This window comes from Pseudomonas sp. P108 (assembly GCF_032613195.1).
Classification (GTDB): Bacteria; Pseudomonadota; Gammaproteobacteria; order Pseudomonadales; family Pseudomonadaceae; genus Aquipseudomonas.
Genome location: NZ_CP126691.1, coordinates 3,815,179 through 3,840,610 on the forward strand (window position 1 = coordinate 3,815,179; position 25,432 = coordinate 3,840,610).

The following is a 25,432-nucleotide window of genomic DNA, read 5'->3' on the forward strand; positions in this document are numbered from 1 at the left end:
ATGCTCAAACAAATAGGCAACACGCTGATCCGCCGTGACCACCGCGCGAGTTGCCATTGCGGCGCCGTCATTCTAGAAATCCACCTGCCCGAAGGCCTGCCCACGCCCCACCGCTGCGACTGCTCGTTCTGCAAACGCCGAGGCGCAATTGTTGCCGCAGTGCCGGCGGCTGACCTGAAAGTGATCCGCGGTAAGTCTGCGTTGCTGAAGTACAGCTTTGGCCAGCAAGTGGCAGAGCATTTTTTCTGCGGGAATTGCGGCATTTACACCCATCACCGACGTAGTACCAATCCGCAGGAGTTTGGTTTCAATGTTGGCTGCCTTGAAGGGGTTAATCCTTACGATCTGGGTGAGGTGCCGGTGGCGAATGGCGGGGCTTGGCAGTCGCCGTGAGATTCCTGTGGTTAATGTGACTGGGTTAAGCTCATTTGATTGAGGGGTGAGTTTCATCTCCTCCGAACAGAGCGAATGGCCTGGCCCGTTAGCCAGACTTCAGGAAGTTTATGACCTCAAAATTGGCAATCTCGAATCTTTTAGGGCCATGGCACGGGGATGCCCATACCGGGCTGATGCAACGCTGCCAGGAGTCATGGGATACACCGCTAGTGCATTTGAGCGATCTTATGGTCGCTACTTTCTTGAATCAGGATATCGCTCCCGAACAGCTGTTGATCGAGGCAAAGGAGCGCATCGAAGTGCGCGAAAGAGATGGCTCCGAGTACTTCGACGGCCAGCTTTTCGAAGCGATAGAAAATGTGAGGTCTCGGGGGCTGGATTTTTCTGGAGTTTGATATGGGGTTCTCCTCCACGCTATGGGCTTGGTACGGCCAGAATGAGTACAAGCAGGTTCTTGCCGCGTGCGAAGTAATCGAAGCGCTTGGTTTTCTGGCCCAACCCTCGGACATACAGCAGACAACTATCCCGGATTGCCCCGCCTGTGAAGTCTGGTCCGAGATGATTCTTCCGATAGAAAAGCTACTTTCAATCTGCGGCAGAGGGCTACCGGAAGACGTGAAGAGTCGACTGGAAGACATTTGGCAACGATGCAATAGCCTTACCGAGGCCGCATTTCATTGCCATGATCGCCTGATCTTTGAGCATGAAGAATGGATGCCCATCAGGACGCGAGCCACAGAGCTGATGGCTTTAATGGAGTCGTCGGAAATCCACCCATTCCTGGGTGACCTGCAATTGGACTGTAAAAAGTTGCTCTCGGAACAATTCGCTGAGTAGTTAACGCTTACCAGATCGGTTTTACGCTTCAACAGTTGAGTGAATGCGCATCACCGCCGACCTGAATGAGCGGCAAGTCGGCGGTGCTGCGCATGACGGTTACTGCACTCGTAGTTCCAGCAGCTCACCGCCCTCTTTGCTCAAACGCTCCAGATACGCACCGGCATCGAGCAACTGATAAGGGAAGTACAGACCTGCCGGAGTGGGTGGTTTGCCATCCAGCCCAAGCAGTCGTTCCAATAACATGGCCACGCTGAGCCCTGTCAACGCTGCGGCACCTGCCGGGTGAACGACGGCATGCCGTGTGTGCAACGCCCGACCCTTGCGATCCTCGCCGACCATTTCGATGAGGATCTCGGTCGACATCGGCCGACCCGCGCGTCGCGAAGAACTCACCCCGCTGGCCAGATTGAACTGCACATTTGGCGCGTCGGTGGCGGCAGCCAGCCCGGTCACATCGATGGACGAGAAGCCAGAGGCTTGCATCGACGTGCCGTCCACCGCCCGGAAGCTGACGTTCTGCTCCTCACCTTCACGCCAGACGTAATTGCCATCGCACCGCGTCAGGGCGGCGGGCAGCATTTTGCTCAAGTGTTCAAAATCTTTGGCCACGGTCGGCCCGCCGCCGTCCTGCTCGTCAACCAACGCATCGATACGAATATCGCGCACCCGGGCAAAGGCCTCGGCAAGGTGCAACGTCGCCACGGTCGTCGCGCCCACCATCCATTCGTAACCCAGCACGATGGGGGACGCGTCAGGGCGATGGATGTAACTGGCGATTTGCGGCGCAATCTCGAAAATGCCGGACGAAATGCTCAGATGCGGCACCTTGCGCTGCTGCGCAAAACGCAACCCGGCCAGGGAATGATCCATGTAGAAAACCGCCACGGCGCTGATCGGGCGATTGCCCAATCCCAGGTCATCTGCCGCAGGATCAATGACCACCCCCTGCGCCCCGCCCATTTCCTCGGCGGCTTGTTGAGCTTTGGCCAGGTCGCGGCCGCCGATCAGTAACGGTACGTCAGGATGCGCGGCGCGCAACGCTTCGGCAGAACGGTGGCCGATGGCGCCGGAGCCACCCAGAAACAAAATCGGATGAACTGACATGGGTATCCTTCCTCGTCTTTTTGGGATGCAACTTAGTGTTGGTGCGTGCCCGGGCGTGAGGGTTCCAGGCCATTGCCTGAGCTGGAGGGCGGGCCGACGAATGTCATTTTGAACGGCGTGTTGATGAGGCGTGTTTAGGAGTTTTTTGTGGTTGTTTAAAAGACACGTCGCGTTACCGGCTCAAGGCTACAACTTCTTGCGCCGTTGCCTACGACTACGCCAGAATCCGCCGGCTTGTGCGCCTCAAGGGCCACCGGTAACTTGGTTCGCGTCACTGATTCCCAGTGATCGGGTTTAGTAGCCCGTGGTAAATGAAAGTGCACAAGCGTCCGTCAAAAGGTATTTACGTACCTGCACTTGATGGCGGCTGTGCGTAGGGCGCCCTCGGGCGCGCCGGCTTTCTTCTTTTCCCCGGTCTACTAACCTGCGTACAGCTGCCACCCCTTGTTTAGTAGCTCGGTGCGGCGGTCACACCACAGGAAAAAGAAGAACATGTTCAAGATCACGCCGAACCCGCCGGAGACAGATCCGGCCTCCCCGTACGAATCTCCCGATTCCAGGAAATTCCACGAAGCCGCCGAACGCGCCCTTGATTACTACCTCACACCAACCCAACGCATCATGGGCAGCGACCAGAAACACGCCCCCATGTTTCTAGCCAACGCCGACTACGACAGCGAGTCCCTGCTCGTCAACGCCAGCGAGTCCCTAAGCTCAGCCACCGAAATGCTCTGCAACTTCGCCGCCCTCTTGGACCCAGGCCACCGCAAAACTGCGCTGGGGATTGCGCAAGTGGTGATGCTGGGGGAATTGGCGGTGAATCAAGCACTGGATAAAGTTGTGCCGGTGGATTGAGGGGACATCCCTTTGTGGCGGCGGTCTGGCTGCTGTCACAAAGGGATCAAGATTGCATTGGGCGTCTGCTTTCGGCCAAAAGCGGACATTTAGAGCAGGTATGATAGATCCGTCGTTTTTCTTCCCTATTTGGCAATTTGCGGACACGCCTTTACATTCTCAGAGCTGGAAAACGAAAGTTTAAAAATCAACTAGCTGCCTTTTAAAGTAGGTGCCGATGGTTACTCCCCTTGATGTTGAGGGCTTTGATGTTGGATGGATCGCTACTGACGCCATCGGGCACATTGCGTTGTTCACTACGGCTGGTCGGGGTCCGATTCCTGACTCCGCACTTCCCTCCACCGAGGACTGCGAAGAATGGGTCCTTTCATTGTCGGAGGTGTCCGATGTAAATTCAGTCACTTCCATGTCTGGCGCAAACGCTTTCGTCGCCTTTGCCAAGCGTGGACTCTTTGCCTATGACTGGTCGGACGTCCATCGCGCTGCAAGCCAAGCCTTGAACGGGTATGAGCTACAATACCGTCCATTAAGTCCACTAACACTTGACGATTTGCCTACCCCTTTACGGCCGTTGGCTGAGCTTACCCGGCTATCTGGCGTAACGTTCGGAGTATCTATCATAGTGATGGCTGATCGGGTTTCTTAGCCATTATTGGGCGATCAGTGCTGTTTTTGGCTGACTGCTGTCGACCACTGAGGGCAACTCAGAGTCGTTATCAGACGAATCGAACGTCCGCTTCTGGCCGAAAGCAGACATTCACGACGATCCGCTTCAATCTGAAAACAGTCGAAAGCATTCATCAAATGTCACGATTGTGGATACCTTTGCCAAGATCCACATGACCAAGCGCAATGAGAAACACCCAATGCAGCACGAAACACAGCTAAAAACCCTGCTCACTCAGGATCCTGTAAGGATGAAAATCCTGCGCATGGCTCGCGAGCTGAACTTGCCGGATTGCTGGATTGGCGCCGGCTTCGTGCGCAGCCTGGTGTGGGATCACCTGCATCAGCGCCAGCCATCAGCGTTGCCCGCAGACATCGATGTCATCTGGTTCGACCCGGCACGTGCCAGTGCGCAAACCGATTCGGCGCTGGAAAGCACACTCTCGAGCCTCTGCAGTGAAGTGAACTGGTCTGTAAAGAATCAGGCTCGAATGCACTTGCGCAACGCCGATGCTCCCTATCGCTCCGCTGCCGATGCGATGACCTGTTGGCCCGAAACGGCAACTGCCGTTGCTGTCAGACTTGATCGTCAAGACGAGATAGAGGTTTCGGCGCCGTTGGGGCTGGATGATCTGTTCTCGCTGGTGGTACGGCCAACAGAACGATTCAGAATCGAAAAACATGCCATGTTTCTGGATCGCATTCGAGCCAAGGCGTGGCGTGAGACTTGGCCCGACTTGATGTTTGTCACCGAACGGTGAGTTCTCACCTCAGCCGGTTCCTGCCAAGTACGGCCATTCGCAGACAGCAACTTCTAAGGCTATGATCGCAACATTCCAGCCTCTCCCGAACCCAACCCCATGCCCACCTCAAAAACCCGCCCAATCCCCGCCCCGCTCCTCAACCCCGGCGAATCCGTGGTCTTGTTCGACGGCGTGTGCAAACTCTGCAACGGCTGGGCACGCTTCCTTATCCGCCACGACCACCAACGCCGCGTGCGTCTGGCCGCCGTGCAATCGCCCGAAGGTCAGGAGCTTCTGGCGTGGGCCGGTCTGCCCATAGATCAATTCGACACCATGGCCGTTATCCGTGACCGCCACTACTGGGAACGTTCCGACGCATTTCTCGAAGTCATCCGCCAATTGCCCGCCCGCTGGCAGCCATTGCGCCTGCTACGCGTACTCCCTCGCGGCCTGCGCGATTGGGCCTACGACCGTATCGCGCTGAATCGCTATCGTCTGTTCGGCAAATACGACACCTGCCTGCTGCCCACTCCAGACCACGAACAGCGCTTTCTGAAAGCAGCGGCGTCTACATCAGAAAACTGAACAACTGCACAGGTGTCATCTTCGTCACCATCATCAGCACGATGACGAACATCCCGGAAAAACCGAGCACGCCCATCCAGAACCATTTGCGGTAAACCGCCTGATAATGCTCATCAAGCCCCGCCCCCGCTTCGCTCGCACTCGTCGCCATCACATACAGTCGCTTCTGCAACAGCAACACCGGCAGCCACAGCGAGCCGACGCAGAGGAAAATGATCAACGACGTCAGCACCCACTCGGTGCTCATGGTCAAGCCTGAAAGCCGCATCAGCAGATAACCGCTGATGATCTGCACAAATCCCGCCGGTGTGGTGATCCAGGTGTCGAAGCGCACGACCATCCGTGCGACGTGAGCAATCACTTGCGGGTTGGCCGTGCGACTGGCGGCGATCAGGTAGAGGTAGGAGCCCATGCCGAAGCCGAACAGGAAAATCGCCGCGATGATGTGCAGGTACTTCAGGCACAGATAGAGCATGTCAGCGCTGCCCGTCCGAGAAGTTCACGGCCAGGCTCAGGTTGGTTGGGTCGTTGATCGCGGCCATGTACTCGGCGACGCTGATTTCGCCCACGCAAGGTCGGGCGCCGGCGGTCGGCACGTAGCCTTGGGCCATTTTCGTCGCCAGTGCTACGGCGGCGCAGCTGGGGATTTCCGGGCCCTTGTCATTCAGGGCGGTGAGTTGCGCGGTCATGGACAGCGGTTTGCCGTCAACGCCAAGGCCCTGCACGTCGATGTACATCGCGCTTTTGCCATCGCCGAAACGCTCGAAGCGCGTGCCCAGGCGATGCAATCTTGCGGCCCACAAAGCATGGTCGCGCACCAGTCCGATTTTGAGTGCCTGAGCCAGCAGACCATTGGCGATACCGCCGAGCTTGAGCCCGGCGCCCGCCTTGAACTTCAGGGTGTGCGCGCCATAACGACCGGCGAAAATATCCATGTCCGGCACATCGACGTTGGCCAGCAGCCGCGTGCCCATCTGCGGCATTTTGCGCAAGGTCAGGTCCAGCCAGCCGGACACTTCGTGCACCTTGCCGTTTTTCAGTTGCTTGATCGGTTTGCCGGCATAGGCGAGTACGCCTTCGATGGTCGACAGACCCGGCATTTTCGCCGAGGAGGAAATGCCGTGTTCGATCGAGTCAATTCGCGAAAAACGCTGGCGCTGTTCATCGATGATCGCGGATGACAGTGTCGGCACCGAGCTGCAACCACTGAGGATCGCCACGCCGGCCTGCTTCGCTCTCGCGTCGAGAATGTGGATGCCGTTGACGAAGGTGCGGCAGTCCGCCAGATCGCAGTAGTTCACGCCAGCGTCGATGCAACTCTGCGCAACGGCATAGGATTGCCCCTGAAACGGCCCGCCGGTATGCACGACCAACTGAATGTTCAGCGCACGCAATGCGGCTTCGAACTCTTCGCCCATGGCGTCGCCGCACCAGCCTTCGCAGACGTTGCCCGATTGGCTGTTCAGCTCATCGAGTTTGCGCTGCAATTTGCGCGGGTCACGACCCGACAGCACCAGCCCGATGTCCGGCATCAGCGCCAGATGGCGGCACACGATGCTGCCGAAATTTCCGTAACCACCGACCACCATCACCCTGAACGGCATGCAATTCTTCCCTAAATCAATCCATCAACAGGCGTGCAGGATATAGGGCTGAACGTCAGCAAGCCATCCACTGTAGGCCTTCGCCTGCTCGCGATAGCGGTGTGTCAGGTGTTGATCTGCTATCTGACACACCGTTATCGCGAGCAGGCTCACTCCTACAAAGGTTTGCGGTGTAGCCGAAAGGACTAGAAATTGATCTTGAACCCCAACATCGCGTCATACCCATGGCTGTCGCCATCAAAGCCCTGCCGATAGCCAGCCGAAGCGGTAAACGTGGTGCGCCGGTTGGCCTGGTAATCCACCCCCACATTGACCTCGCCCCACGTGCCCTGAATGTCGGATTCGAACGGGATGTACCCCGATTCAGAGGAAAACTCGGTTTTCGGTTGCCCCTTGAATTCATGCCAGATACTCGGACGGATCCAGCCATTGGTGCGCCGTGCGCTCTTGTCGACGCCCTCGGTGTCCCAGTCCTTGGCGATACGTACGCCGGCGCGGCCGATCAAAGAATCCACGTCCTTGAAGCGAATTTTCGCGCCGACGTCATCACTGCTGTCCAGATCGACGTAGCTGTAGATCGCCTGCAATTGCGGCTCGATGTACCAGTCTTTGTCGACTTCGAACGGGTAGCCGTTTTCCAGCGACGCGGTGTAGCCCCAGCCACGGGTTTTCAGTTTGGCCAGGTCGTTGGGTTTGGCTTCGATGTCGAAGCGGTTGACCTGCAACACGCCGTCCAGATACCAGCCGGAGGGGCCGAAGTGTGTCCAGTAGGCGCCGACGCCGTAAGCGCGTTGGCGTTGTTGCCGCGACTGTTCAATGAAGAGCCGGCTGTGGTGGTAATGGTGGTGCCCGTCTGAGTGCTGATCGAGGCATCGACACCGGCTGCAGGCAAACAGGTTTGCGAGACGTTGTAGGCACCCGCCGCCAAAGGCCCGCACGCGGCCTGAACGTCTGCGAGCATCAGGGTGTTGGCCATGGCGACCAGTAAAGCGTTACGAATGAAATGCGGGGCGTGCCCGCCGTGAGGATGGCCGCTGGCACCTTGCATGAGAACCTCCCTGTTCAGCGTGCCAGGCGTATCCCTCACGCCTGTCGACGCCGCGCGATATTGCGTTGTGATGACCGCTATAGACCTTAGTAGTTATTTCGAAAGTTGGTAATTCGCGGGTCGAGGACCTGGATTGACGAGTTGACGAACGGTCATTCGAATGTTCAGATGCCGCCCAGTTTCAGGTGTCCCATGCCGCCGTGCATGGGGTGAAACGGGAAACCGGTACGTTCTTTTCGAACAAGTCCGGTGCTGCCCCCGCAACGGTATGCGCGTGATGCTTTCGATAGACCACTGTGGCCACTCGGCCATGGGAAGGTGAAAGCCTCGATACGCGCGAGCCCGGAGACCGGCCTGGAATTTCGTTTGGCAAAATCCTGCGGTGGGCGGGCATGGGCCGGTATTGGCTGTGCGCGATGCCTTCTCCTGCATGCTCTTCTGCGAAGATCCTTTTCGAGAAGACAATGATTCGACCTTTCAACACTTCTGCTCCAACCCTTCTGTTCGGCTGTTTGTTCAGTCCCCTGCTGCTGGCAGATGACACGCCGCTGGAACTCAATCAGCAAATCGTTTCCGCACCGTCGGTGGAGTCGACCACGGTCGCCGAGATGGCGAAGTTCGGCAGCAAGGTCGAAATCGTCAGCCGCGAACAGATAGAGCGCGCTGGCCCCAGTGCCGATGTCAGCCGCGTCATGCAGATGTTTATTCCCGGCCTGTATGTTGCGCCGAAAAACGGCCCGTTCGACTACGGCACCTATTCGCTGCTCGGCGGGCGCAACGACGACACGCTGATCCTGCTCGACGGCGTGCGCCTGAACAATCGCCTGTACGGCGGCCTCTATCTGGACACCCTGCCGGCCAATGCCATCGAGCGCATTGAAGTGCTCAAGGGTGGCCAAAGCCTGTTGTTCGGCACTCAAGCCGTGTCGGGCGTGATCAACATCGTCACCCGCAGCCCGCAATCGCGCAAAGCCTCCGGCGAGGTGAATCTGGGCGTCGACAGCTTCGGCGGCACCACCGAAGACGCTCGGGTCGAAAACATCTTCAGCAACGGTTTCGGCGATCTCGGTTTGCTCGCGTACGTCAGCCACAACGTCTCCGACGGTTACCAGCCCTATCGCAACCGCGACATGAAAAACGTCAGCGAGAAGAACCGCGCCTACGAAGTCACCATTTTCGGCGGCAAGGCGATTCAGTCGTTTGGCGAGGATGCACGGCTGGAACTGTTCTACCAATACGCCGACGCCAACCTCGACTTCGCCCGTCCGGTCGACAATCACAAGACCACCAACGACCGCGTGCAGCAGATCGCCACGGCGACTTTCGAGCAGACCATCAATGAGCGTCTGAGCTACTTCGTCAAAGGCCATATCAACGACTGGGACACGCGCTACACCCGGGTCAACAACATCGCCGGCGGCGGCACCAAAGTCATCAACCACAACGACTATTGGGGCTTCACCGATTGGGGCGTGCAGGCCGAAGGCAAAGCAGAATTGCCCGGTGGCCATGTGTTGGTGTTCGGCACCGACAACCAATGGTTCAAGGGCCAGGACGATGTGCTGATTATCGACAACGACAAGGCTGAAGCGCACGCGTTCTACACGCAACTGCGCCCGCAGATCGACGCCCTGCCCGACTGGCACCCGAGCATCGGCGTGCGTCACGAGGCCATGAGCGGCGGCGACAGTGCCACGGTCGGCATGCTCACTTCGCTGTATGACCTCAACGACAACTGGTCGGTGCGCGGTCAGTACGGCAGCGCCTACAAACTGCCGAACGCCGAGCAACTGTTCGTCAACGAGCCGGGCGACGAGATCGGCAACCGCAATCTCAAACCGGAAAAAAGCCGCAACGCCGAACTGGGTGTCGACTACAAAGGCTTTCTGCTCGACCGCGAATTCAGCGCCAGCGTAACCCTGTTCAAACGCAAGATCGACGACCTGATCACCCTCGATGACATTCAGTGGGTCAACGGTGAAGGCACGATCCAGATGCGCGGTTTCGAGGCCGACGCCAAACTGGCGCTCAACGATCAGTGGAGCCTGCAAGCGGACATGACCCGCAACCTCACCGAGTCGCGCACCGGTGTGACGATCAACGACATCCCGAGCTTCTTCGCCCGTTCACGCGTGGGTTATGAGTCGGAAAATCGCCTGTGGGGCGTTGGCGGTGCGATTCGCTACATTCGCGACATCAAAAGCTCAAAGCAGGTCGAGTACGGCAACTATTCGGTGGTCGACGCCGACGCTTATCGCTATTTCGACAACGCTCATCAACACCGCGTAAGCCTGCTGGTGGAAAACCTCTTCGACCGCGATTACGTCACCAGCCGTTCGAGCAACGTCGATAACCTCGGCCGGCCGTTCACCTCCGAAGTACGCTACACGTACCGCTTCTGATGAGTGACATCAAAACCGTCGACGGCGTCGACACGCACCCGGACTGGTCGCACGTGCCCGAGCACGCACGCCATGTGTTCCTCTGCACCGGCCCGCGTTGCACCCAACGCGGCGCCTTGCAGTTATGGAAAACCTTGCGCCGGCATTTACTCGCGCACGATCGCATCGAGAAGCCGGGCGGCGTCTTGCTGACGCGCACGCATTGTCAGTTTCCGTGCAATCTGGGGCCGATCGTGACCGTGTATCCGGAGCGCTGCTGGTATGGCGTGCGCAGCCATGAAGATGTGCAGCGGCTGGTCGAGGGGCATCTGGTGGACGGTGAAGTGGTTGCGAACTTGCTGATCAAGGCGCGGCCATGAACAGGTTGTGGATGTTATTGAGTGCCCTGCTCTGCGCGGCCCCCGCGTACGCCGACCATTACCGTAATTGCGGCGAAGACTGGCGCGCCGCTGCGCCCTCACGCATCGTCGCGCTCAATCAGCATGCGGCGGATCTCGTGCTGGCACTGGGTGCCGGGCCAGCGCTGGTCGGCGTGGCTTATCTGGATGACACCGGTGCCGGGCAGCGCCAAGCCGAGTATTTCGGTGTGCCGGTGATCGCGCGGCAATACCCGGCCAGCGAAGTGCTTTACGCTGCGAAGCCGGATCTGGTGATCGGCGGTTTTGCCACGGCGTTCGGCGACGGGGTGACCTCCCGCTCGGGACTGGCGCGCAATGGCGTGGGTTCGTATCTGCTGGAATCCGCCTGCAACGGGCACTCGCTGGATTATTTCGCGCATGTACGCAATGACTTGCTGACGCTGGGCAAGCTGCTGCACCAGCAGCAAAAAGCCCAAGCATTGATCGACTCCATGGAAAAGGACATTGCCGGCGCCCGAGCCTTGGCCGGCACGGGTAAACCGTTGTCCGTGTTCTATCTCGACAGCGAAGTCAAAGGCCTCGACAGCGAAGGCCGACGCGGATTTGTCACTCCGCTGCTGGCGGCTGCCGGGGCACGCAATGTGTTCGCCGACATCAACCTGTATCGAGTCACCGTCAACAGCGAAACCCTGCTGGCCAGCGACCCGGACGTGATCCTGCTGGCCGACGCCGAATGGTCGCCCGCCCGCCGCAAACGCTACCTGTTGACCCACGACCCGGTCCTCTCGCAACTGCGCGCGGTGCGCGAGAACCGCATCATCGAGATCCCTTTCACCCACCTGCTGCCAACCTACAACAGCGGCCGCGTCGCCTTGCAACTGGCCCGCCAGCTCAACGCGCTGGACAAAAAATAAATGAACCCGCCGCACCGCACGCCACCTAACGAACAGACCATCAGGAGGTAGCCAATGCAAATCGAAACCGTGTGGATCGTACTGGCGGCAGTTCTTCTGCTAATCGAACTCTGGGCCATCAATCGGGTGCGCAAGAGTCAGGGGAAATCGAGCAACAAAGGTGTATGGATTGTGCTGATCGTGTTTGTGCCGTTGTTCGGCTTGATTGCCTGGGCGTTGGCGGGGCCCAAGCATGTCAGTCGGCATTCGGCGTCGTAACCTGACTCTTGATCCATAGCGACTGAGCATCCGTCACGGACTGGCATGCCAAATGCCCGCGGGAAATATGGCCGCTTAACCCGTTGCAGGTTTACGAGCCCTGCTTTGGCCGGGCTCTTTTCTGTTTGCTCCCATCGTCACCCTGTTGCAGGATCAGCCGTCGACAACAGGGAATGTTGAAATGGATCAGAAAGCATGTGGGCGAATTGTGGTGGTGGGTGCAGGCATCGTCGGCGCTTCCCTTGCGTATCACCTGTCCGGTAAAGGTGCGCAGGTCACGTTGATCGAGGCTGACGAGATCGCGAGCGGCGTGACGGCAAGCTCTTTCGCCTGGATCACTGCCACGCACGCCGGCGCTGATCCGATTGCGCAGTTGCGCGGTATGGCCATAGAAGCATATCGACGACTCGAAACCGAGCTGCCGGATTTGCAGATTCGCTGGACCGGGGCTTTGTCGTACAACGAATCAGCAGAGTATCCGGCGTCGGCGACATTGTTATCGTCTGCCGAGGTGCTTGCCCGCGAACCCAATCTGAAAAATCCCCCACCGTGCGCGTTATTTCGCGCTGACGAAGGTGCGCTCGACGCCGTGCAGACCACCCACGCCTTGATTGCCAGCGCCCGGGCGCTGGGGGCGCAATTGCTCACGCAAACCCGAGTGACCGCTTTCAAAACCTGCAACGCAGATGTCACTGGCGTTGAAACCACAGCGGGCACGTTTGAGGCCGACCTTGTTGTGCTTGCCGCGGGGACTGGCACCCGGCAGTTAACACAGATGCTCAACGTTTCCCTGCCCATCGACGCCTCGCCGGCCATTTTCATCCGCTACAAGACCCAACCGGGCCTCGTCAAAGGCATCATTTCCAGCCCCGAAATGGAAATTCGGCAAAGCGCCGACGGCACGTTGCTGGCCGCTGAAGATTATCTGGGAGAAACGCCGGGTAACTCGCCGACGGACATCGCACGGCAAACCGCCGAAGCCATACGCAAAGAACTTCACGGGGTGGTTTTGATTGAGCCGCAAACCGTCGCCGTCGGAATCCGGCCCATGCCCACTGATGGCATCCCCGTGGTCGGTTACCTGCCCGGCGTCGGCGGAGTTTACGTTTGTGCGATGCATCCCGGTGTAACGCTGGCGGCAATCGTCGGGCGCCTCGCCAGTGAAGAAATCCTTGATCGCCAGTCATCTGCAGCCCTTGTGCCGTGCCGTCCTCAGCGCTTTTTCAAGAACTCGGGCGATGCTTGATTTAGACTCGCCGACGTCTTGCAGCAAGGAATGCGCACCGGCAACGCATGGTCATTTTGCGCAACTCGGACAGCGAAAAATCGCAGTGAAAAGGAGAACAACATTGCCGGCCCCCAAGCACACCGCGTTCGCCTATCAAGCGGTCTATCACTACATCGTCGGCCTGATCGAGGCGGCCAGTGGCACGACTGAGCAGAAACTGCCATCCCTGCGACAACTGGCCCTGCGCCTCGGCGTTTCGGTGTCGACGACCAAATACGCCTATGCACTGCTCGAAGACGAGGGCCGGATTCACGCCAAAGCCAGGTTCGGCTATTTCACCCGGCCGATGCCGGCGGCGCCTGTGGCGGCCAGTTCCAGCAATCTTCTCGACAGCGTCTTCGCCAGTGCCCGTCAGCCCGCCATGCTGGCGTTGAGCAGCGATGCCCCGGCGATGTTGCTGTCGCTGCAGGGGCCGTTGTTGCTGATGGAGCGTGAACTGACCCGCCAATACCCGCACGCCCACACGCCGCTCTATCAGCCGCTCGGCGAGCCTGAATTGCGCGCAGCCCTGGCTGAACACTACACCCGTTCCGCGCACAGCCACTGGCACGCCGAGCAGGTGTATATCGGCGCGGACCTGCGCAGCGTATTGGAGTTGTCGCTCAGTGCCTTGAATCTCGGTGGCACTGTGGCGCTGGTGGAGTCGCCCTGCTCGTGGGCGATTCTGCGCCAGTTGCAGGCGGCCAATATCCGCGTCATCGAAATGCCCCTCGGCGATGATGGCCGCTTCAACCTGCCCGCGCTGAACGAACTGCTCACACGCGAACCGGTGCGCCTGGCGGTGCTCTCCTCCACGGTGAATATTCCCCAAGGCCAGTTGATGCCAGCACAGGATAAACAGCAGATCTGTCACTGGCTGGCCGAGCGCGATGTCTGGCTGTTCGAAAACGATGCTTGGGGCGAGTTGTGTTTCTCCGATTCACCCGCGCGCTATCGCGATTTTGCCGACCCGGACAAGCTGCTGGTGTTCTCGACGTTCGACAAGATCATTGGCGGCGAAGCCCCGTATGGTTATGTGCTGTGCCGCCAGCATGCACCGCAATTTCATCGATTGTTTATGCAGCGTGGGTTTCGCCTCTCGCCCATTCGGCAGAAAGCGATTGCCAGACTCTACAGCTCCAGGCGCATCGACCAGCACCTGACCACCCTGCGAGCACTGTTGCGCAAGCGCATGCAACAGCTACAGACCTTGCTGGAAGAACACGGTAACGGTCAGTGGCAGGTCGTCGCCCCACAGGGCGGTGCGAGCTTCTGGCTCAAGGCTGTGCGTCCAATCGACATGCAACGGGTGTTCGAGCGTTTGCTGACCGAGCGAATCGTCATCGCCCCCGGCGAGATCTTCAGCCAGCAAGGCGCCTGGAAGCAGTACCTGCGCCTGAGTTACACCCTCGATTGGGACAAGGACATCGGCCATGCGGTGCAACGACTGGCGCAGGCTATCGGCGCAGAACATCACGCGTAATTAGAGTCCATAACAATGCCGCGCTTCCGGAAACCGGCCATGGCGCACATCGTCGGCAAACTGCGCGCAGGCCTCACTGATCACCGCGCCAACATCGGCGTAGCGTTTGACGAAACGCGGCAGATGCTCACCGCCCAGGCCGAGCACATCTTCGGTGACCAACACCTGCCCGTCGCAAGCCGGTGAGGCGCCGATGCCGATGGTGGGCATTTTCGACTCCAAGGTAATCTGCCGCGCCACGCCCTCCGCCACACCTTCGAGCAACAGGCTGAAGGTGCCTGCCTCGAGATTGGCCCGGGCATCCTCGGCAATCACTGCGCCGGTCTCAGCGGTCAGGCCCTGGGCCTTGAAGCCGCCCATGACATTGACGAACTGCGGCATTAACCCGACATGGGCCATGACCGGAATACCACGTGCCACCAGAAACTCGACGGTTGGTGCCAAGGCCTTGTTGGCCTCCAGCTTCACCGCGTCGCAACCGGTCCGCGCCAATACCTGAGCGCAATTACGAAAGGCCTGCTCGTGGGATTCCTGATAACTGCCAAAGGGCATGTCGGCCACCACACAAGCCAGACGCGTGCTATCGACCACCGCCCGCGTGTGGCCGATGATTTCTTCAAGCTGCATGCTCAGTGTCGAGGCGCGGCCATAACCGACCATGGCCGTAGAGTCGCCGACCAGAATGAAGTCGACGATCGGGTCGATCAATTTGGCGATACTGCTGGAGTACGCCGTCAGCGAGACGATTTTCTGTTGGCCTTTCATGGCGACCAGTTGCGGCACGGTCAGGCGTTTGGTGCGGGTATGCAGGCTCATGGGCGGCTCCTTGAGGCAGCCGTCCGTAAACGATAAATGTCGCCGAAATCAACGCGAAAATCTTTCATACAGTGCTCAATTCCAAAGGTTTCGAGCGCTCGATTATTCGCCTGACGTAAAAAAATTCAATGTACAGATTTGCCTTAAAAAGCGACCCACGTGCACCCTGCTTCGGACGTTCTCGGTGAAATGCCGATAGCAGCCTGGATGTTTTATTCAGCCGTTTACCGCAGGATACGAAGCTTACGAAGGATTCAACCGATCGATTTTGATCACGGCTTACAACTCGAAACGGAAGTCACCTCATGCTCGAACGCAACAGACTGGTCCCGGAATTGATGGTGACCAACCTGCAAAACAGCCTGCGGTTCTGGGTGTCTTGCCTGGGATTCAGCATCGCTTATCAGCGGCCCGAAGACGGTTTCGCCTACCTGAATCTGAATGGCGCACAGGTCATGCTCGAGCAAGTTGATCCAGATGCCGGCCAATGGTTGACGGCACCGCTGAGCAAGCCCTTCGGACGCGGCATCAACCTGCAGATCGATGTTGCCGAAGTCGCTTCGATCATCCGTCATCTCGGGCAGGCCGGTTTTTCGCTTTACCGTGATTGCCAAGACACTTGGTATCGCGCTGACAACATTGAAGTCGGCCAGCGCGAATTCATCGTTCAGGATCCCGACGGGTATCTGGTCAGACTGGTAGAGCGCTTGGGTGAACGAGCAATTTGAGCTTTACCCTGACGCAACGCTACGATTGCCGAACAACACAGGAGCGCCATTCATGGAAGAAGTCATTACCTACCGAACTGCCACCGCCGAAGATGCGCGGGCGATGTGCGAACTGGGCCAATTGCTCAATTCGGTTCACCACGCCGCCCGCCCCGATATCTACGCCGCCGCCACCGAAGATTTCACCCGAGATTTGCCGCACTGGGCCGGGGTATTTGAAAAGGCAGGCCAGATCGTCTTTATCGCCAGCGCCGGTGAACGGCCCGTGGCGTTCATTACGGCCACCCTCTCCGCCAGTTCCGGGCCGTTGATGCAGCCGCAGAACGTGGTGCGCATTGGTTCGGTGTGTGTCGCCGAACCGTTCTGGGGTAAAGGTATCGGTCGTACGCTGATTCAACGCGTCAAGGACTGGTCCATCGCGCACGATGCGCAGGATTTGCGCCTGACGGTATGGCCATTCAACGAGCGCGCGGTGCGCATGTATGCCGAGTTCGGGTTCGAGACCCGCGCCTTTGAGATGGGTGTGCGTTTGTCAGCAGCGGACAAGTCCGATCATCAATAACCTCTGCGAAATATCCGCATGACCCCTATCGAATGCTGCCATCCTGCCGACAACATTCTGATGGACACCGAGAGGTTTTCACGACGCCAGTCCACCTCCCTGTAAGTGCCACTTCCTATTACGATTCAAGAGGCTGCACCCATGAGCAACGCCTGGAACGAAGGTTATTTCACCGACGAAGGCTACACCTACAGCTATAGCCGGGAAATCAATCCGGTTTTCCAGCGTTACTGCCTGTTGTTGCGCGGCTTTGCCGGGCTGGACAATCCCGACGGTTACCACTGCGAACTCGGTTTCGGTCAGGGTGTGTCAATCAATATTCACGCCACAGCCAGCCCTGCCGGTTTCGTCGGTACGGACTTCCACCCCGGTCAGGCGGCTCACGCGATTGAGCTGGCGGAACTCAGCAACAACGGCGCAAGACTCTATGACGACAGCTTCGAGCAACTGCTGGCGCGCCATGATTTGCCGCAATTCGACAGCATCAGCCTGCATGGCATCTGGACCTGGGTCAGCCGCGACAACCAGAAACTGATCGTCGAATTCGCCCGCCGCCACCTCAAACCGGGTGGTCATCTGTACGTCAGTTACAACGCATTCCCGGGCTGGTCGCCTTCAGCGCCGTTGCGCCAGTTGTTCAGCCTGCACGACCGCTTTGCCAGTCACTCGACGCGGGCGGATCAGCGCATCGATGCCGCGTTGCAGTTTTCCGAAGCGCTGCTGGCGGCCAACCCCAAGTACGCCATCGCCGCGCCGAGTCTGGGCGCCCGGCTGCAGACCATCAAAGGTCAGGACCGCCAATACGTCGCTCACGAATATTTCAATCGCGACTGGAACTGCATGTATTTCGCCGACATGGTGGATGCGCTGGCCCCGGCCAAGCTCGATTACGTCACGACGGCGGTGCCGCTGGATTCGGTCGACGTACTCAACCTGAGCGCCGAAGGCCTGGCCTTTCTCGACGGTATCGAGCACCCGATAATGCGCGAGCAGGCGCGTGACTACTTCGTCAACCAGGCTTTCCGTCGCGACCTGTACGTGCGCGGTGCCAACCGACTCAGCGCGACCGAGCGCCGGTCGCGCATGCTCAATACGCGATTTGTGCTGATGCAACCGACAGAAAACGTAGCGTCCAGCGTCACTGGCCCCGCTGGCGAAGCGTCACTGCAAGCGGAAATTTACGGCCCGGTCCTCGATGCACTCGCCGGCCAGACCTACGAAGCCAAAACGATGCAGCAGTTGCTCGATGCGGTGTCACCAATGGCCTACGACGATCTGGAACAGGCCATCGCCATCCTGGTCAGTATGGGCGCGGTAGCCCCTTGCCAGAGCGAAGCCGCCGAGGCGCTGGTGTACGAACGCTGCGCCGCGTTCAACCTGCAACTGTGCAAACGCGCGCTGTTCAATGCCGACATTCAGGTGCTGAGCAGCCCGGTTACCGGTGGCGGCGTCACCGTCAGTCGTTTCCAGCAACTGTTCCTGATTGCGATCCGTCAGGGCAAGCAGCACCCGGCGGAGTGGGCGCAACTGGCGTGGAGCGTCATCGCCGAACAAAACGAAGTGTTGGTCAAGGACGGCAAAACGCTGACCACCGCCGAAGCCAACATCGCCGCACTGACCGAACAGGCTCAGGCTTTTGCCGAGCAATCGCTGATCGTGCTGAGTGCTTTGAAAATCGTTTGATCAAGGTGGGTGGCGCGCAGTGGTGCAGGCAGGAAATCTGCTGCCACTCGCGCCATCGGCACAGGCCACTGCCGGCAGTCAAAAGCCCATGGCAAACGGCAGCATTTGCCAAGGGGCGCCTTAATCAAACGCCCCGTTGAGCACCTCATAAATCAGCCCGGTTGCCAGCGCGACGAGGATCAGATCCGTGCCCACCTGCTTCCATTCATAACCATCGTAATGCGGCAGACGACCGACCAGACGTCCATCGAGCTTTTTCGCGATCCCGGGCGGCAGCGGTTTGCCGCGCGCAAGGTTCTTTTGAATGCCCGGTGGCAGCGAAGGGCCCGGGCTCCAGTAGTCGCGGTAGCCGCCAACAATCCCGAGCACATTGCCGCGATCGATGCTTGGGCCATGACTCCAGTCACCACCGGAGTTGTTGCCCTTGTTGCCGCCATTGCCTTTCTGGTTACCGTGCCCCTGCACGTTCTGCGAATTGCCCTTGCCATTGCCATTGCCATTGCCCTGACCCTTCCCATTACCGGGATCAGCCAATGCCATCGCCGAACTGAAAACCAGCGCAAGGGACGAAATCATTGCAATCAACGTACGTGACTTCAACATGCGGCGCGCTTTCATGGTGAGTTGCTCCTGTGTCAACTTGACGTTACACATCAGCTTAGTTTATTCCGGCTGACCGATCGTCGATTACAGCCCAGCCCATCGACACCGCCCAACAGGAGCTATTTCAAGGATTTAAAGTTCAGCCACATTGACGTACTGGTCAAAGACCTTGAACAAGCTTGTGCTTGCGGACATGGAGCGTCTGGTGGCCGGACGTGAGCGCATCTACCTCGACCGCTTCTGGAACGAGTTCGCCGGCACCCCGGCCAAAGTCGAAAGGCACCCGTCAGCACTACGCCAAGCTCTACGCCCGGCCCGGCGCCATGCACGCGGTTTTCGCGCAATTTCGCAGCATTCGTCAGGACGCCATCGACAACGCTCCCGTCCTGCAGAAACACTTGAGCATGCCGGTGCTGGCCGTGGGCGGTGAAAAGTCCTTCGGCAACAATGAAGCGATAGTCATGCGCAATGCCGCGGACAACGTCACCGAAGTGGTGATCCCGGCGGCGGGACATTGGTTGATGGAAGAAGCCCCGGCGCCGACCATCAAGGCGGTGCGCGACTTCATCGCAATGTAAGGAATGGCATTGCCTTGGACGGAGGCTTACGTCAGGATTCGCCCCTTTTTGAGGGCAAAGTGCAGCCTATCTCGTGGCTCGTCCATTGATGCGTACGTTTACGCCCTTCGCTAACCGATATTCAAACTTGCAGACCGGGTAGAAAACATGAATCGTCAAAAGAAACTCAAGCAGTTGTTCAAGGAAAAGGCCAAAAAGGCCAGCGCCAAACTCGCGCCGAAAAAGCCCAAGTACATCAGCAAGGCGGACCGGGCGAAACTGGAAGCTGAAACCGCAGAGCCAGTCGAAACCAGCGAAAGCTGAAATCCCTCTCGCCTGGCGAAAATCCTCTGCATTCTCCAACGGTCTGTCCAAGGCACAATGGGTCGCATCAACTACTGAACGTTAATGCCGCACACGAAGGCGAAGAAACATTGCGTGCAGGTGCCCTGATCCCAAGGCGATTGCCAGTAACACCAGCAAAATCAAAAACCAATCGCCCGGACTTGGGAATTGGCCGAAGATCGCCATCGAGCTGAAGATCCCGAACACAGGGATCAACAGCGACAACGGTGCCACGCGCGACATCGGGTATTCGCGCAACAGCAGGTTCCATCCCCAATAACTGAAGTGCGTCGCGGCATAGACCTGAAACGCCAGCGAAAACACCGTCATCGCATTGAGCTGCGACGGCAATGCCGTGAACGGTGCCGAGCCATGCAACAGCCACGTCAGCAGCATGAGCGGGATGGGTGGAAACAGGCTCGCCCACACCACAAACGCGAAAATCTCACGCACCTTCGAGACCTTGATCACGACGTTGCCAATGCTCCACGCCAGGGCGCTGCCAATGACCAGTGCCAAACCCGCCACCGATGCGTCGCCGGGGCGACTCAATACGATGCCCATCAGGCCCGCGGCGGCCAACAAAGTGCCAAGCCATTGCAACCGGCCCAGACGTTCGCCGAAAAAAACCACGCCCCAACCCAAGGTAAAAAACGCACTGAACTGGATCAGCAGCGATGCCGTTCCGGGGGGCACGCCCCAAGCAATACCAAGGTTGATCAACGCCCACATCGCCACACCGAAAATCAATCCGTAAGCAGCCAGCCAGTGGAACGCTACGCGTGGACGCTCGACGAAAAACACCCAGGGCAATGCAGCCAACGTGAAACGCAACGCCGTCAGCAACAGCGGCTCGATAGCGGCCAGTCCGAGTTTGGTCACGGGGAAGTTCAATCCCCAGACAGCCGTCACCACAACGGCGAGTACAAGATGCTTCTTTTGCATGGTCAATCTTTCCCGGCGCCGAGCGGAAGTACTCGGGCGCGGAGAAATATGCCGGCAATCGGCCTGGCCTGCTTTCAGTCACAGGCCAACTTTCATTAGAATCGGGCCATGCGAGAAATGCCCCGTCATCCTTACCAGAACACCCCCCGCGATGCCGTCGTGACCGCCATTGATTACGCGGACGGCACGCTGTTCCCGCTGCACGATCATCAGCGTGGCCAATTCGCCTACGCCGCCAGCGGCGTCATCACCGTGTTTACCGATGATGGTAACTGGGTCGTACCGCCGCAGCGCGGCATCTGGGTTCCCGCGCGATTGCGCCACTCCATGCAAATGCGCGGCCCCGTCACGCTGCACAACACCTACATCCGTAAACAAGCGGCGCAGCGCCTCGGACTGCCGGGGCAATGCCAGGTGCTGGAGGTGTCGCCGTTGTTGCGCCACCTGCTGCTAAAAGCTATCGATGTCCCCGCGCGCTATTCCACTCAAGGGCATGACGGCCATTTGATGGGCTTGCTGCTGCACGAAATCGCCAGCATGCCCGTGCTTTCGCTCAATGCGCCGTTGCCGGCCGAGCCAAGACTGGCGGCCGTGTGCCGCGCGTTTCTGCAGCAGCCTTCGCTGGAGGTCGGTATCGACGACATGGCGCAACGTGCGGGCATGAGCCGACGCACCTTTACCCGACACTTTCGGCTGCACACCGGGATCAGCTATATCGAATGGCGGCAGCAAGCCTGTCTGCTGGCGGCGATTGTCATGCTGGGCAACGGTCAGTCGGTCACACAGGTCGCCATGGACTTGGGCTACAGCAGCTCCAGTGCGTTTGCGACGGTGTTCAAGCAAGTGTTGGGGGAAGTGCCGAGTCGCTACTTTTAGAGGCGTCCGTTTTACACGTCAGCCACGCGCCCCAGAACAGACTGCTGAAAAACCGCGTCGCTTCGCCAAATCCGGCCTCATGCAACAGCGCCTGAACCGCCACCTCGGAATGCGGCGGATCGGCGCCTTGCAGAATCTTGCCCAGCTTGGCCTTCACCTCCTCCGCACTGGCACCCTGCTGGCGCCAGCGATGCCCCCACGCCTGCAGCAATAACGGTTGGCTGGCATAGGCGTAATGATTGCCCGCGACAATCAGCGGCGCGCCCGGCTTGAGACGTGCCTGAATCGTTTGCAGGATCTGGCGCTTGGGATCGTCACCGTTCAGATGATGGAGCACGCCGATCAAAGTCGCCGCGTCGAATTGCCCATCGGCCGGCAAGTCCTCGACATGCCCGAGATGAACCTGCGTCCGATGCAGCAAGTCGTTGGCCTCCAAATGCTGCACGGCGGCTTCAAGCATCGGCGCGGAAGGATCGACCGCGATGAAACGCCACTGCGGTTCCAGCGCCGCCATCGCAATGATTTCCTGCGCCGTACCGCCCGCGCCGACCACCAGTATGTTGGCCGGGCGCGAACCGAGACTGGCGGCCAACATGCAGGCCGCCAGATCGTGGCAGGCGTCGTAGCCGGCCAGGGCGATGCGGCTTTGCCGGGCGTATTCGCTGGCGCGCAAGGTGTCGAATTTTTCTGCTGATGTTGGGTTCACGACGAGACTCCTTTCTGTTTCAGAAGAAACTACGCCGAGACATCAGATAAGAAAAATTCATTAATTTTATGCCCTGCATTCCTTACGGGAATGCGGGGTGTAAACGGTGTGATGTCAATGCTGAGCGATCAATGCCTGCAGCCCATTGTGACCCTCAACGATCAGGCTTTGGATCAGTGCCTGATAGTGCTCAGCGGTATTCAGCTCTTGAGGATCGAAACTTGCCGACCAACTGATGAGCGTTTTGTTCTGTCCCGTCAAAGCGACCAACTTCACGCTGGCCACGTAGTTATCCAGCGGTAAAGGTGCCTCTTCAAAGCGGTAGGACAGCGATAATGCTGAGTCATCAAGCGCCAACAAGCGTTCTCTGACAACCGCGCCATCGGTCAGCGTGAGGGTGCGAATACAACCCACCCTCTGCGCTGCACCGCCTTCGATCTGGCTGCTCACGATCGAAGGATGCCAGTTCTGAATCTGGCCAAACTGCTTCAACACGTTCCAGATCTTTTGTGCATCGCCGTCCACGACAGCGTCAAACTCAACCATCGGCATGACATAAATCCTCTTATGTTGATCCCCGGCAGCGAACTGCCGGGAGCGGTCGGTATTCAGACCTCGAACTGGTGATACACCTTGGCAATGACCTTCCAGACACCGTCGATTTTGATCAGGGTCAGGTAGTCGTTGTAGTCGGCACCAATTGCATCCGTTTCCATGTCCACACGTACCACCGCAGTGGTCGGGGTGATCGCCAGCACGTCGAGTCGCGTGCTGATTTCGGGGGCTGCGCCGTTCTTCTCGACAAAGTCGAACAGGTTCTTGATCGGGCCGCCGAGCAGTTCGCCGTTGGTGAAACCGTACATCACTGCCTCTTTATGGAAGGCTTGAGCGACGCCTTGCGCGCTGCCAATGCGCAGGCCTTCGACGTATTGATTGGCGGTCGCGATCACAGCGTTGTATTCAGCCGTCGGTACGGCTTTGATGTTCTTGGACATGGTTGTTTCCTATCGTTGGGGGTGAGTGACAAAGGCTGCCGGGAGCCGGGGTTGGCACTCGGCAGCGGGAGTAACCGACGTTCACCAATCCTGGCGCGTCGGCGAAATGATCAGGTCGTTGACGGTGACGTTTTCCGGCTGGTTGAGCGCGTAGATCACGGCACGGGCGATATCGTCAGGCGCAATGGCGATGCGGTTGAGTTCCTGGGCGGCCTTGCGCCCTTCTGGATCACTGACCTTGTCCGCCCAGCCGGTATTGATAACGCCGGGGCTGACCGTGTTGACGCGGATGCCGTGCTGCACGCCCAACTCCTTGCGCATGGACTCGGTCATGGCCTGCACGAAGAATTTGGTGGCGCTGTAAACACCCGCCGCCGGCCCGACCTGATGGCCGGCCACCGAGTCCATGTTGAGGATCTGCCCGGACTTGTGCTCGAGCATCATTGGCAGCACGGCTGCTGTGGCATTGAGATAGCCCTTGATGTTGACGTCGATCATCTTGTCCCAATCCGCCACAGCCAGATCGACCCAGTTGGAGAACAGCATCAGCCCGGCGTTATTCACCAGAATGTCGACAGCGCCATAGGTGTCCTGCGCGAATCTGGCGAGCGCCCGGGTTTGATCCGGCCGGGTCACATCAGTGGTAAAAGCGGCCACGTCGTGACCGGCTTCACGCAACTCGGCGACGAAGGCTGCCAGACCCTGTTCATCCAGCGCGGCAGCAACGACGCGAACGCCGTGTGCTGCCAGCGCACGAGTGGTTGCCGCCCCGATACCGGACGATGCGCCGGTGACGATGGCGACTTTGTTGTGCAGATAGTTCATGTTCCGTTCCTCTTTACAGTGAATGCGATTGCGTCCGGGCAGTCATTCATGCGTTTGCGGTGGGCCAGTCGATGTAGCCTTTGGCGCCTCCGCCGTAGTAACTCTCACGCGGCGCAATGGTCAGTTCGAGACCGCGCCGCAGACGTTCCACCAGATCGGGGTTGGCAATAAACAGGCGACCAAACGCCACCGCGTCGATGCGGCCCTGCGCCCGACGCTCAAGCGCCATCGCCAGGTCATAGTTGTTGTTGCCAATGAACGCGCCTTCGAACTGCGCACTCAGTGCGTCCAGGTCCACGCCCGCGGGCACGGTTCGAGATGTGGCAGTGGCACCTTCGACGAAATGCAGGTAGGCCAGATTGAATCGATTGAGTTGCTGGATCAGGTACCCGTATGTCGCCATGACGTTGCTGTCGGGCGGCGTATTGCCGGCATCGGGCGTTACAGGTGAAAGGCGGATACCGACGCGGTCGCTGCCCCAGATCGAAACCACCGCTTCAGTCACTTCCAGCGTCAGCCGCGCACGGTTTTCGATGGAGCCGCCATACCGATCGGTGCGCTGATTGGTCGAATCGCGCAGAAACTGGTCGAGCAGATAACTGTTGGCAGAATGCACTTCCACACCGTCGAAACCGGCGCGCTTGGCGTTCTCGGCAGCCAGTTTGTACTGCTCGATGATTCCCGGAATTTCCGAGGTCTCAAGCGCACGCGGCATCGACACTTCGACAAAACCTTTCTCGGTGTACGTGCTGCCCTCAGCCTTGATCGCCGAAGGCGCGACCGGTGCCTGGCCATTGGGCTGCAACTCGACACTGGAGAAACGCCCGACATGCCACAACTGGCTGACGATTTTTCCACCCGCGGCGTGTACAGCATCGGTGACTTTCTTCCACCCGGCGACCTGCTCTTGCGACCAGATTCCCGGGGTCATCGCATAGCCGCGCCCCTGAGCGGAAATGTTCGTCGCTTCGGCGATGATCAAGCCTGCACTGGCGCGCTGGGCGTAGTACGTCGCGTGCATTTCATTCGGCACGCCGTCTTCGGCCATCCGGCTGCGGGTCACCGGTGCCATGACAATCCGGTTGGCTAACTGCAGCGCGCCCATGGCCATGGGCGAAAAAAGGTCGGTATCACCAGCGTTATCAATCATAAGCACTCCAAATCAATAGACCGGTCGTCTAGTAAAAAGACCCAAAAAAACGCCCCTGTGCCAGCGGGCGTGCACTCGTCAAAAGTGCGATTGCAAAAGCGAATGTCCGCGAAAAAC

The 25,432-nt window shown here is 58.8% G+C and carries 29 protein-coding genes, 1 pseudogene and 1 riboswitch; of the genes and pseudogenes, 18 read left to right on the forward strand and 12 right to left on the reverse strand.

From position 1 onward, the window contains the following. From QOM10_RS16720 to QOM10_RS16730, 3 genes are all read left to right on the forward strand, one after another. Entirely contained in the window at positions 1–393 is a 393-nt protein-coding gene (locus QOM10_RS16720) for a GFA family protein (RefSeq protein ID WP_127928334.1), read from the forward strand. A gap of 110 nt (positions 394–503) precedes the next feature. Further along, entirely contained in the window at positions 504–791 is a 288-nt protein-coding gene (locus QOM10_RS16725; RefSeq protein ID WP_316916554.1) for a hypothetical protein, read from the forward strand. Position 792: 1 nt separating this feature from the next. Continuing rightward, positions 793–1,233 (forward strand): hypothetical protein, encoded by a 441-nt coding sequence (locus QOM10_RS16730; RefSeq protein WP_150750993.1) that lies wholly within the window; start codon positions 793–795, stop codon positions 1,231–1,233. Positions 1,234–1,332: 99 nt separating this feature from the next. Here the strand turns inward: QOM10_RS16730 and QOM10_RS16735 are convergent, their stop codons facing one another. Next, entirely contained in the window at positions 1,333–2,340 is a 1,008-nt protein-coding gene (locus QOM10_RS16735) for an NAD(P)-dependent oxidoreductase (protein ID WP_316916555.1), read from the reverse strand. 492 nt (positions 2,341–2,832) lie between these two features. Between QOM10_RS16735 and QOM10_RS16740 the strand changes: the two genes are divergently transcribed. The 3 genes from QOM10_RS16740 (at position 2,833) to QOM10_RS16750 (ending at position 5,189) form a co-directional block, all read left to right on the forward strand. Further along, complete coding sequence (locus tag QOM10_RS16740) at positions 2,833–3,195, forward strand: DUF6124 family protein (RefSeq protein ID WP_316916556.1); 363 nt, start codon at positions 2,833–2,835, stop codon at positions 3,193–3,195. Between the two features lie 866 nt (positions 3,196–4,061). Next, on the forward strand, positions 4,062–4,622 hold the full coding sequence (locus QOM10_RS16745; protein ID WP_174245127.1) for a nucleotidyltransferase family protein: 561 nt from the start codon (positions 4,062–4,064) through the stop codon (positions 4,620–4,622). 99 nt (positions 4,623–4,721) lie between these two features. After that, on the forward strand, positions 4,722–5,189 hold the full coding sequence (locus QOM10_RS16750; RefSeq protein ID WP_150750991.1) for a thiol-disulfide oxidoreductase DCC family protein: 468 nt from the start codon (positions 4,722–4,724) through the stop codon (positions 5,187–5,189). Here the strand turns inward: QOM10_RS16750 and QOM10_RS16755 are convergent. The 3 genes from QOM10_RS16755 to QOM10_RS16765 all read right to left on the reverse strand — a co-directional run bounded on the left by QOM10_RS16755 (position 5,173) and on the right by QOM10_RS16765 (position 7,731). Next, on the reverse strand, positions 5,173–5,664 hold the full coding sequence (locus QOM10_RS16755; protein ID WP_127928349.1) for a DUF2269 family protein: 492 nt from the start codon (positions 5,662–5,664) through the stop codon (positions 5,173–5,175). The two genes, QOM10_RS16750 and QOM10_RS16755, sit on opposite strands and share 17 nt — an antisense overlap. Position 5,665: 1 nt before the next feature. Further along, positions 5,666–6,793 (reverse strand): saccharopine dehydrogenase family protein, encoded by a 1,128-nt coding sequence (locus tag QOM10_RS16760; RefSeq protein ID WP_316916557.1) that lies wholly within the window; start codon positions 6,791–6,793, stop codon positions 5,666–5,668. 185 nt (positions 6,794–6,978) lie between these two features. Further along, a complete protein-coding gene (locus tag QOM10_RS16765) occupies positions 6,979–7,731 on the reverse strand; it encodes an autotransporter outer membrane beta-barrel domain-containing protein (protein ID WP_316916558.1) in 753 nt (250 codons plus the stop codon). Between the two features lie 276 nt (positions 7,732–8,007). Then, positions 8,008–8,214: riboswitch (cobalamin riboswitch) on the forward strand. Positions 8,215–8,305: 91 nt separating this feature from the next. On the opposite strand from QOM10_RS16765, the gene QOM10_RS16770 reads away from it, so the two are divergent. The 6 genes from QOM10_RS16770 to QOM10_RS16795 all read left to right on the forward strand — a co-directional run bounded on the left by QOM10_RS16770 (position 8,306) and on the right by QOM10_RS16795 (position 14,524). Beyond that, positions 8,306–10,243: a TonB-dependent receptor gene (locus QOM10_RS16770; RefSeq protein WP_316916559.1), complete on the forward strand. Its 1,938-nt coding sequence runs from the start codon at positions 8,306–8,308 to the stop codon at positions 10,241–10,243. Further along, on the forward strand, positions 10,243–10,602 hold the full coding sequence (locus tag QOM10_RS16775) for a (2Fe-2S) ferredoxin domain-containing protein (RefSeq protein ID WP_316916560.1): 360 nt from the start codon (positions 10,243–10,245) through the stop codon (positions 10,600–10,602). Before QOM10_RS16770 ends, QOM10_RS16775 begins: the two co-directional genes overlap by 1 nt. Then, positions 10,599–11,516, forward strand: coding sequence for an ABC transporter substrate-binding protein (locus QOM10_RS16780; protein WP_316916561.1), 918 nt, complete (start codon positions 10,599–10,601; stop codon positions 11,514–11,516). Before QOM10_RS16775 ends, QOM10_RS16780 begins: the two co-directional genes overlap by 4 nt. Before the next feature lie 54 nt (positions 11,517–11,570). Continuing rightward, the gene (locus QOM10_RS16785; RefSeq protein WP_127928365.1) at positions 11,571–11,774 is read left to right on the forward strand and encodes a PLD nuclease N-terminal domain-containing protein; all 204 of its coding nucleotides are present in this window, start codon (positions 11,571–11,573) and stop codon (positions 11,772–11,774) included. Positions 11,775–11,955: 181 nt separating this feature from the next. Continuing rightward, positions 11,956–13,020: an NAD(P)/FAD-dependent oxidoreductase gene (locus QOM10_RS16790; RefSeq protein WP_127928367.1), complete on the forward strand. Its 1,065-nt coding sequence runs from the start codon at positions 11,956–11,958 to the stop codon at positions 13,018–13,020. Between the two features lie 103 nt (positions 13,021–13,123). Then, on the forward strand, positions 13,124–14,524 hold the full coding sequence (locus QOM10_RS16795; RefSeq protein WP_316916562.1) for a PLP-dependent aminotransferase family protein: 1,401 nt from the start codon (positions 13,124–13,126) through the stop codon (positions 14,522–14,524). Here the strand turns inward: QOM10_RS16795 and panB are convergent, their stop codons facing one another. Beyond that, on the reverse strand, positions 14,525–15,340 hold the full coding sequence (gene panB / locus QOM10_RS16800) for a 3-methyl-2-oxobutanoate hydroxymethyltransferase (protein WP_316916563.1): 816 nt from the start codon (positions 15,338–15,340) through the stop codon (positions 14,525–14,527). Positions 15,341–15,645: 305 nt separating this feature from the next. Between panB and QOM10_RS16805 the strand changes: the two genes are divergently transcribed. The 3 genes from QOM10_RS16805 to QOM10_RS16815 all read left to right on the forward strand — a co-directional run bounded on the left by QOM10_RS16805 (position 15,646) and on the right by QOM10_RS16815 (position 18,313). Further along, complete coding sequence (locus QOM10_RS16805) at positions 15,646–16,068, forward strand: bleomycin resistance protein (RefSeq protein WP_127928371.1); 423 nt, start codon at positions 15,646–15,648, stop codon at positions 16,066–16,068. 52 nt (positions 16,069–16,120) lie between these two features. Next, positions 16,121–16,630, forward strand: coding sequence for a GNAT family N-acetyltransferase (locus QOM10_RS16810; RefSeq protein WP_316916564.1), 510 nt, complete (start codon positions 16,121–16,123; stop codon positions 16,628–16,630). 141 nt (positions 16,631–16,771) lie between these two features. Beyond that, positions 16,772–18,313, forward strand: coding sequence for a class I SAM-dependent methyltransferase (locus QOM10_RS16815; RefSeq protein ID WP_150774991.1), 1,542 nt, complete (start codon positions 16,772–16,774; stop codon positions 18,311–18,313). Positions 18,314–18,433: 120 nt separating this feature from the next. Here the strand turns inward: QOM10_RS16815 and QOM10_RS16820 are convergent, their stop codons facing one another. Beyond that, positions 18,434–18,916 (reverse strand): anti-virulence regulator CigR family protein, encoded by a 483-nt coding sequence (locus tag QOM10_RS16820; RefSeq protein ID WP_174245128.1) that lies wholly within the window; start codon positions 18,914–18,916, stop codon positions 18,434–18,436. Positions 18,917–19,106: 190 nt separating this feature from the next. On the opposite strand from QOM10_RS16820, the pseudogene QOM10_RS16825 reads away from it, so the two are divergent. Further along, positions 19,107–19,494, forward strand: a pseudogene (locus QOM10_RS16825) (alpha/beta fold hydrolase); the annotation flags it as partial. Positions 19,495–19,641: 147 nt separating this feature from the next. Then, entirely contained in the window at positions 19,642–19,797 is a 156-nt protein-coding gene (locus tag QOM10_RS16830; protein ID WP_150750981.1) for a DUF2986 domain-containing protein, read from the forward strand. Positions 19,798–19,878: 81 nt separating this feature from the next. On the opposite strand, the gene QOM10_RS16835 is transcribed toward QOM10_RS16830, so the two are convergent. Next, positions 19,879–20,763: an EamA family transporter gene (locus QOM10_RS16835; protein ID WP_316916565.1), complete on the reverse strand. Its 885-nt coding sequence runs from the start codon at positions 20,761–20,763 to the stop codon at positions 19,879–19,881. A 108-nt stretch (positions 20,764–20,871) separates the two neighbouring features. On the opposite strand from QOM10_RS16835, the gene QOM10_RS16840 reads away from it, so the two are divergent. Then, entirely contained in the window at positions 20,872–21,639 is a 768-nt protein-coding gene (locus tag QOM10_RS16840; protein ID WP_316916566.1) for a helix-turn-helix transcriptional regulator, read from the forward strand. On the opposite strand, the gene QOM10_RS16845 is transcribed toward QOM10_RS16840, so the two are convergent. From QOM10_RS16845 to QOM10_RS16865, 5 genes are all read right to left on the reverse strand, one after another. Next, positions 21,599–22,345, reverse strand: coding sequence for a class I SAM-dependent methyltransferase (locus QOM10_RS16845; protein ID WP_316916568.1), 747 nt, complete (start codon positions 22,343–22,345; stop codon positions 21,599–21,601). The genes QOM10_RS16840 and QOM10_RS16845 overlap by 41 nt on opposite strands. A 114-nt stretch (positions 22,346–22,459) precedes the next feature. Then, complete coding sequence (locus tag QOM10_RS16850; protein WP_137219559.1) at positions 22,460–22,897, reverse strand: SRPBCC family protein; 438 nt, start codon at positions 22,895–22,897, stop codon at positions 22,460–22,462. A 56-nt stretch (positions 22,898–22,953) separates the two neighbouring features. Beyond that, positions 22,954–23,340 carry a nuclear transport factor 2 family protein gene (locus QOM10_RS16855; protein ID WP_077572513.1) on the reverse strand — a complete coding sequence of 129 codons (387 nt, stop codon included), beginning with the start codon at positions 23,338–23,340 and terminating at the stop codon, positions 22,954–22,956. Between the two features lie 81 nt (positions 23,341–23,421). Beyond that, entirely contained in the window at positions 23,422–24,165 is a 744-nt protein-coding gene (locus QOM10_RS16860; protein WP_150750976.1) for an SDR family oxidoreductase, read from the reverse strand. 46 nt (positions 24,166–24,211) lie between these two features. Further along, positions 24,212–25,315: an alkene reductase gene (locus QOM10_RS16865; RefSeq protein WP_127928387.1), complete on the reverse strand. Its 1,104-nt coding sequence runs from the start codon at positions 25,313–25,315 to the stop codon at positions 24,212–24,214. Positions 25,316–25,432: the final 117 nt, after the last annotated feature.

Excerpts from the sequence above, each read along its gene's own strand:
- QOM10_RS16720 (WP_127928334.1), top strand. The coding sequence starts at position 1 with ATGCTCAAACAAATAGGCAACACGCTGATCCGCCGTGACCACCGCGCG.
- QOM10_RS16725 (WP_316916554.1), top strand. The coding sequence starts at position 504 with ATGACCTCAAAATTGGCAATCTCGAATCTTTTAGGGCCATGGCACGGG.
- QOM10_RS16730 (WP_150750993.1), top strand. The coding sequence starts at position 793 with ATGGGGTTCTCCTCCACGCTATGGGCTTGGTACGGCCAGAATGAGTAC.
- QOM10_RS16735 (WP_316916555.1), bottom strand. The coding sequence starts at position 2,340 with ATGTCAGTTCATCCGATTTTGTTTCTGGGTGGCTCCGGCGCCATCGGC.
- QOM10_RS16740 (WP_316916556.1), top strand. The coding sequence starts at position 2,833 with ATGTTCAAGATCACGCCGAACCCGCCGGAGACAGATCCGGCCTCCCCG.
- QOM10_RS16745 (WP_174245127.1), top strand. The coding sequence starts at position 4,062 with ATGCAGCACGAAACACAGCTAAAAACCCTGCTCACTCAGGATCCTGTA.
- QOM10_RS16750 (WP_150750991.1), top strand. The coding sequence starts at position 4,722 with ATGCCCACCTCAAAAACCCGCCCAATCCCCGCCCCGCTCCTCAACCCC.
- QOM10_RS16755 (WP_127928349.1), bottom strand. The coding sequence starts at position 5,664 with ATGCTCTATCTGTGCCTGAAGTACCTGCACATCATCGCGGCGATTTTC.
- QOM10_RS16760 (WP_316916557.1), bottom strand. The coding sequence starts at position 6,793 with ATGCCGTTCAGGGTGATGGTGGTCGGTGGTTACGGAAATTTCGGCAGC.
- QOM10_RS16770 (WP_316916559.1), top strand. The coding sequence starts at position 8,306 with ATGATTCGACCTTTCAACACTTCTGCTCCAACCCTTCTGTTCGGCTGT.
- QOM10_RS16775 (WP_316916560.1), top strand. The coding sequence starts at position 10,243 with ATGAGTGACATCAAAACCGTCGACGGCGTCGACACGCACCCGGACTGG.
- QOM10_RS16780 (WP_316916561.1), top strand. The coding sequence starts at position 10,599 with ATGAACAGGTTGTGGATGTTATTGAGTGCCCTGCTCTGCGCGGCCCCC.
- QOM10_RS16785 (WP_127928365.1), top strand. The coding sequence starts at position 11,571 with ATGCAAATCGAAACCGTGTGGATCGTACTGGCGGCAGTTCTTCTGCTA.
- QOM10_RS16790 (WP_127928367.1), top strand. The coding sequence starts at position 11,956 with ATGGATCAGAAAGCATGTGGGCGAATTGTGGTGGTGGGTGCAGGCATC.
- panB (WP_316916563.1), bottom strand. The coding sequence starts at position 15,340 with ATGAGCCTGCATACCCGCACCAAACGCCTGACCGTGCCGCAACTGGTC.
- QOM10_RS16805 (WP_127928371.1), top strand. The coding sequence starts at position 15,646 with ATGCTCGAACGCAACAGACTGGTCCCGGAATTGATGGTGACCAACCTG.
- QOM10_RS16810 (WP_316916564.1), top strand. The coding sequence starts at position 16,121 with ATGGAAGAAGTCATTACCTACCGAACTGCCACCGCCGAAGATGCGCGG.
- QOM10_RS16815 (WP_150774991.1), top strand. The coding sequence starts at position 16,772 with ATGAGCAACGCCTGGAACGAAGGTTATTTCACCGACGAAGGCTACACC.
- QOM10_RS16820 (WP_174245128.1), bottom strand. The coding sequence starts at position 18,916 with ATGTTGAAGTCACGTACGTTGATTGCAATGATTTCGTCCCTTGCGCTG.
- QOM10_RS16830 (WP_150750981.1), top strand. The coding sequence starts at position 19,642 with ATGAATCGTCAAAAGAAACTCAAGCAGTTGTTCAAGGAAAAGGCCAAA.
- QOM10_RS16835 (WP_316916565.1), bottom strand. The coding sequence starts at position 20,763 with ATGCAAAAGAAGCATCTTGTACTCGCCGTTGTGGTGACGGCTGTCTGG.
- QOM10_RS16840 (WP_316916566.1), top strand. The coding sequence starts at position 20,872 with ATGCGAGAAATGCCCCGTCATCCTTACCAGAACACCCCCCGCGATGCC.
- QOM10_RS16850 (WP_137219559.1), bottom strand. The coding sequence starts at position 22,897 with ATGCCGATGGTTGAGTTTGACGCTGTCGTGGACGGCGATGCACAAAAG.
- QOM10_RS16855 (WP_077572513.1), bottom strand. The coding sequence starts at position 23,340 with ATGTCCAAGAACATCAAAGCCGTACCGACGGCTGAATACAACGCTGTG.
- QOM10_RS16860 (WP_150750976.1), bottom strand. The coding sequence starts at position 24,165 with ATGAACTATCTGCACAACAAAGTCGCCATCGTCACCGGCGCATCGTCC.
- QOM10_RS16865 (WP_127928387.1), bottom strand. The coding sequence starts at position 25,315 with ATGATTGATAACGCTGGTGATACCGACCTTTTTTCGCCCATGGCCATG.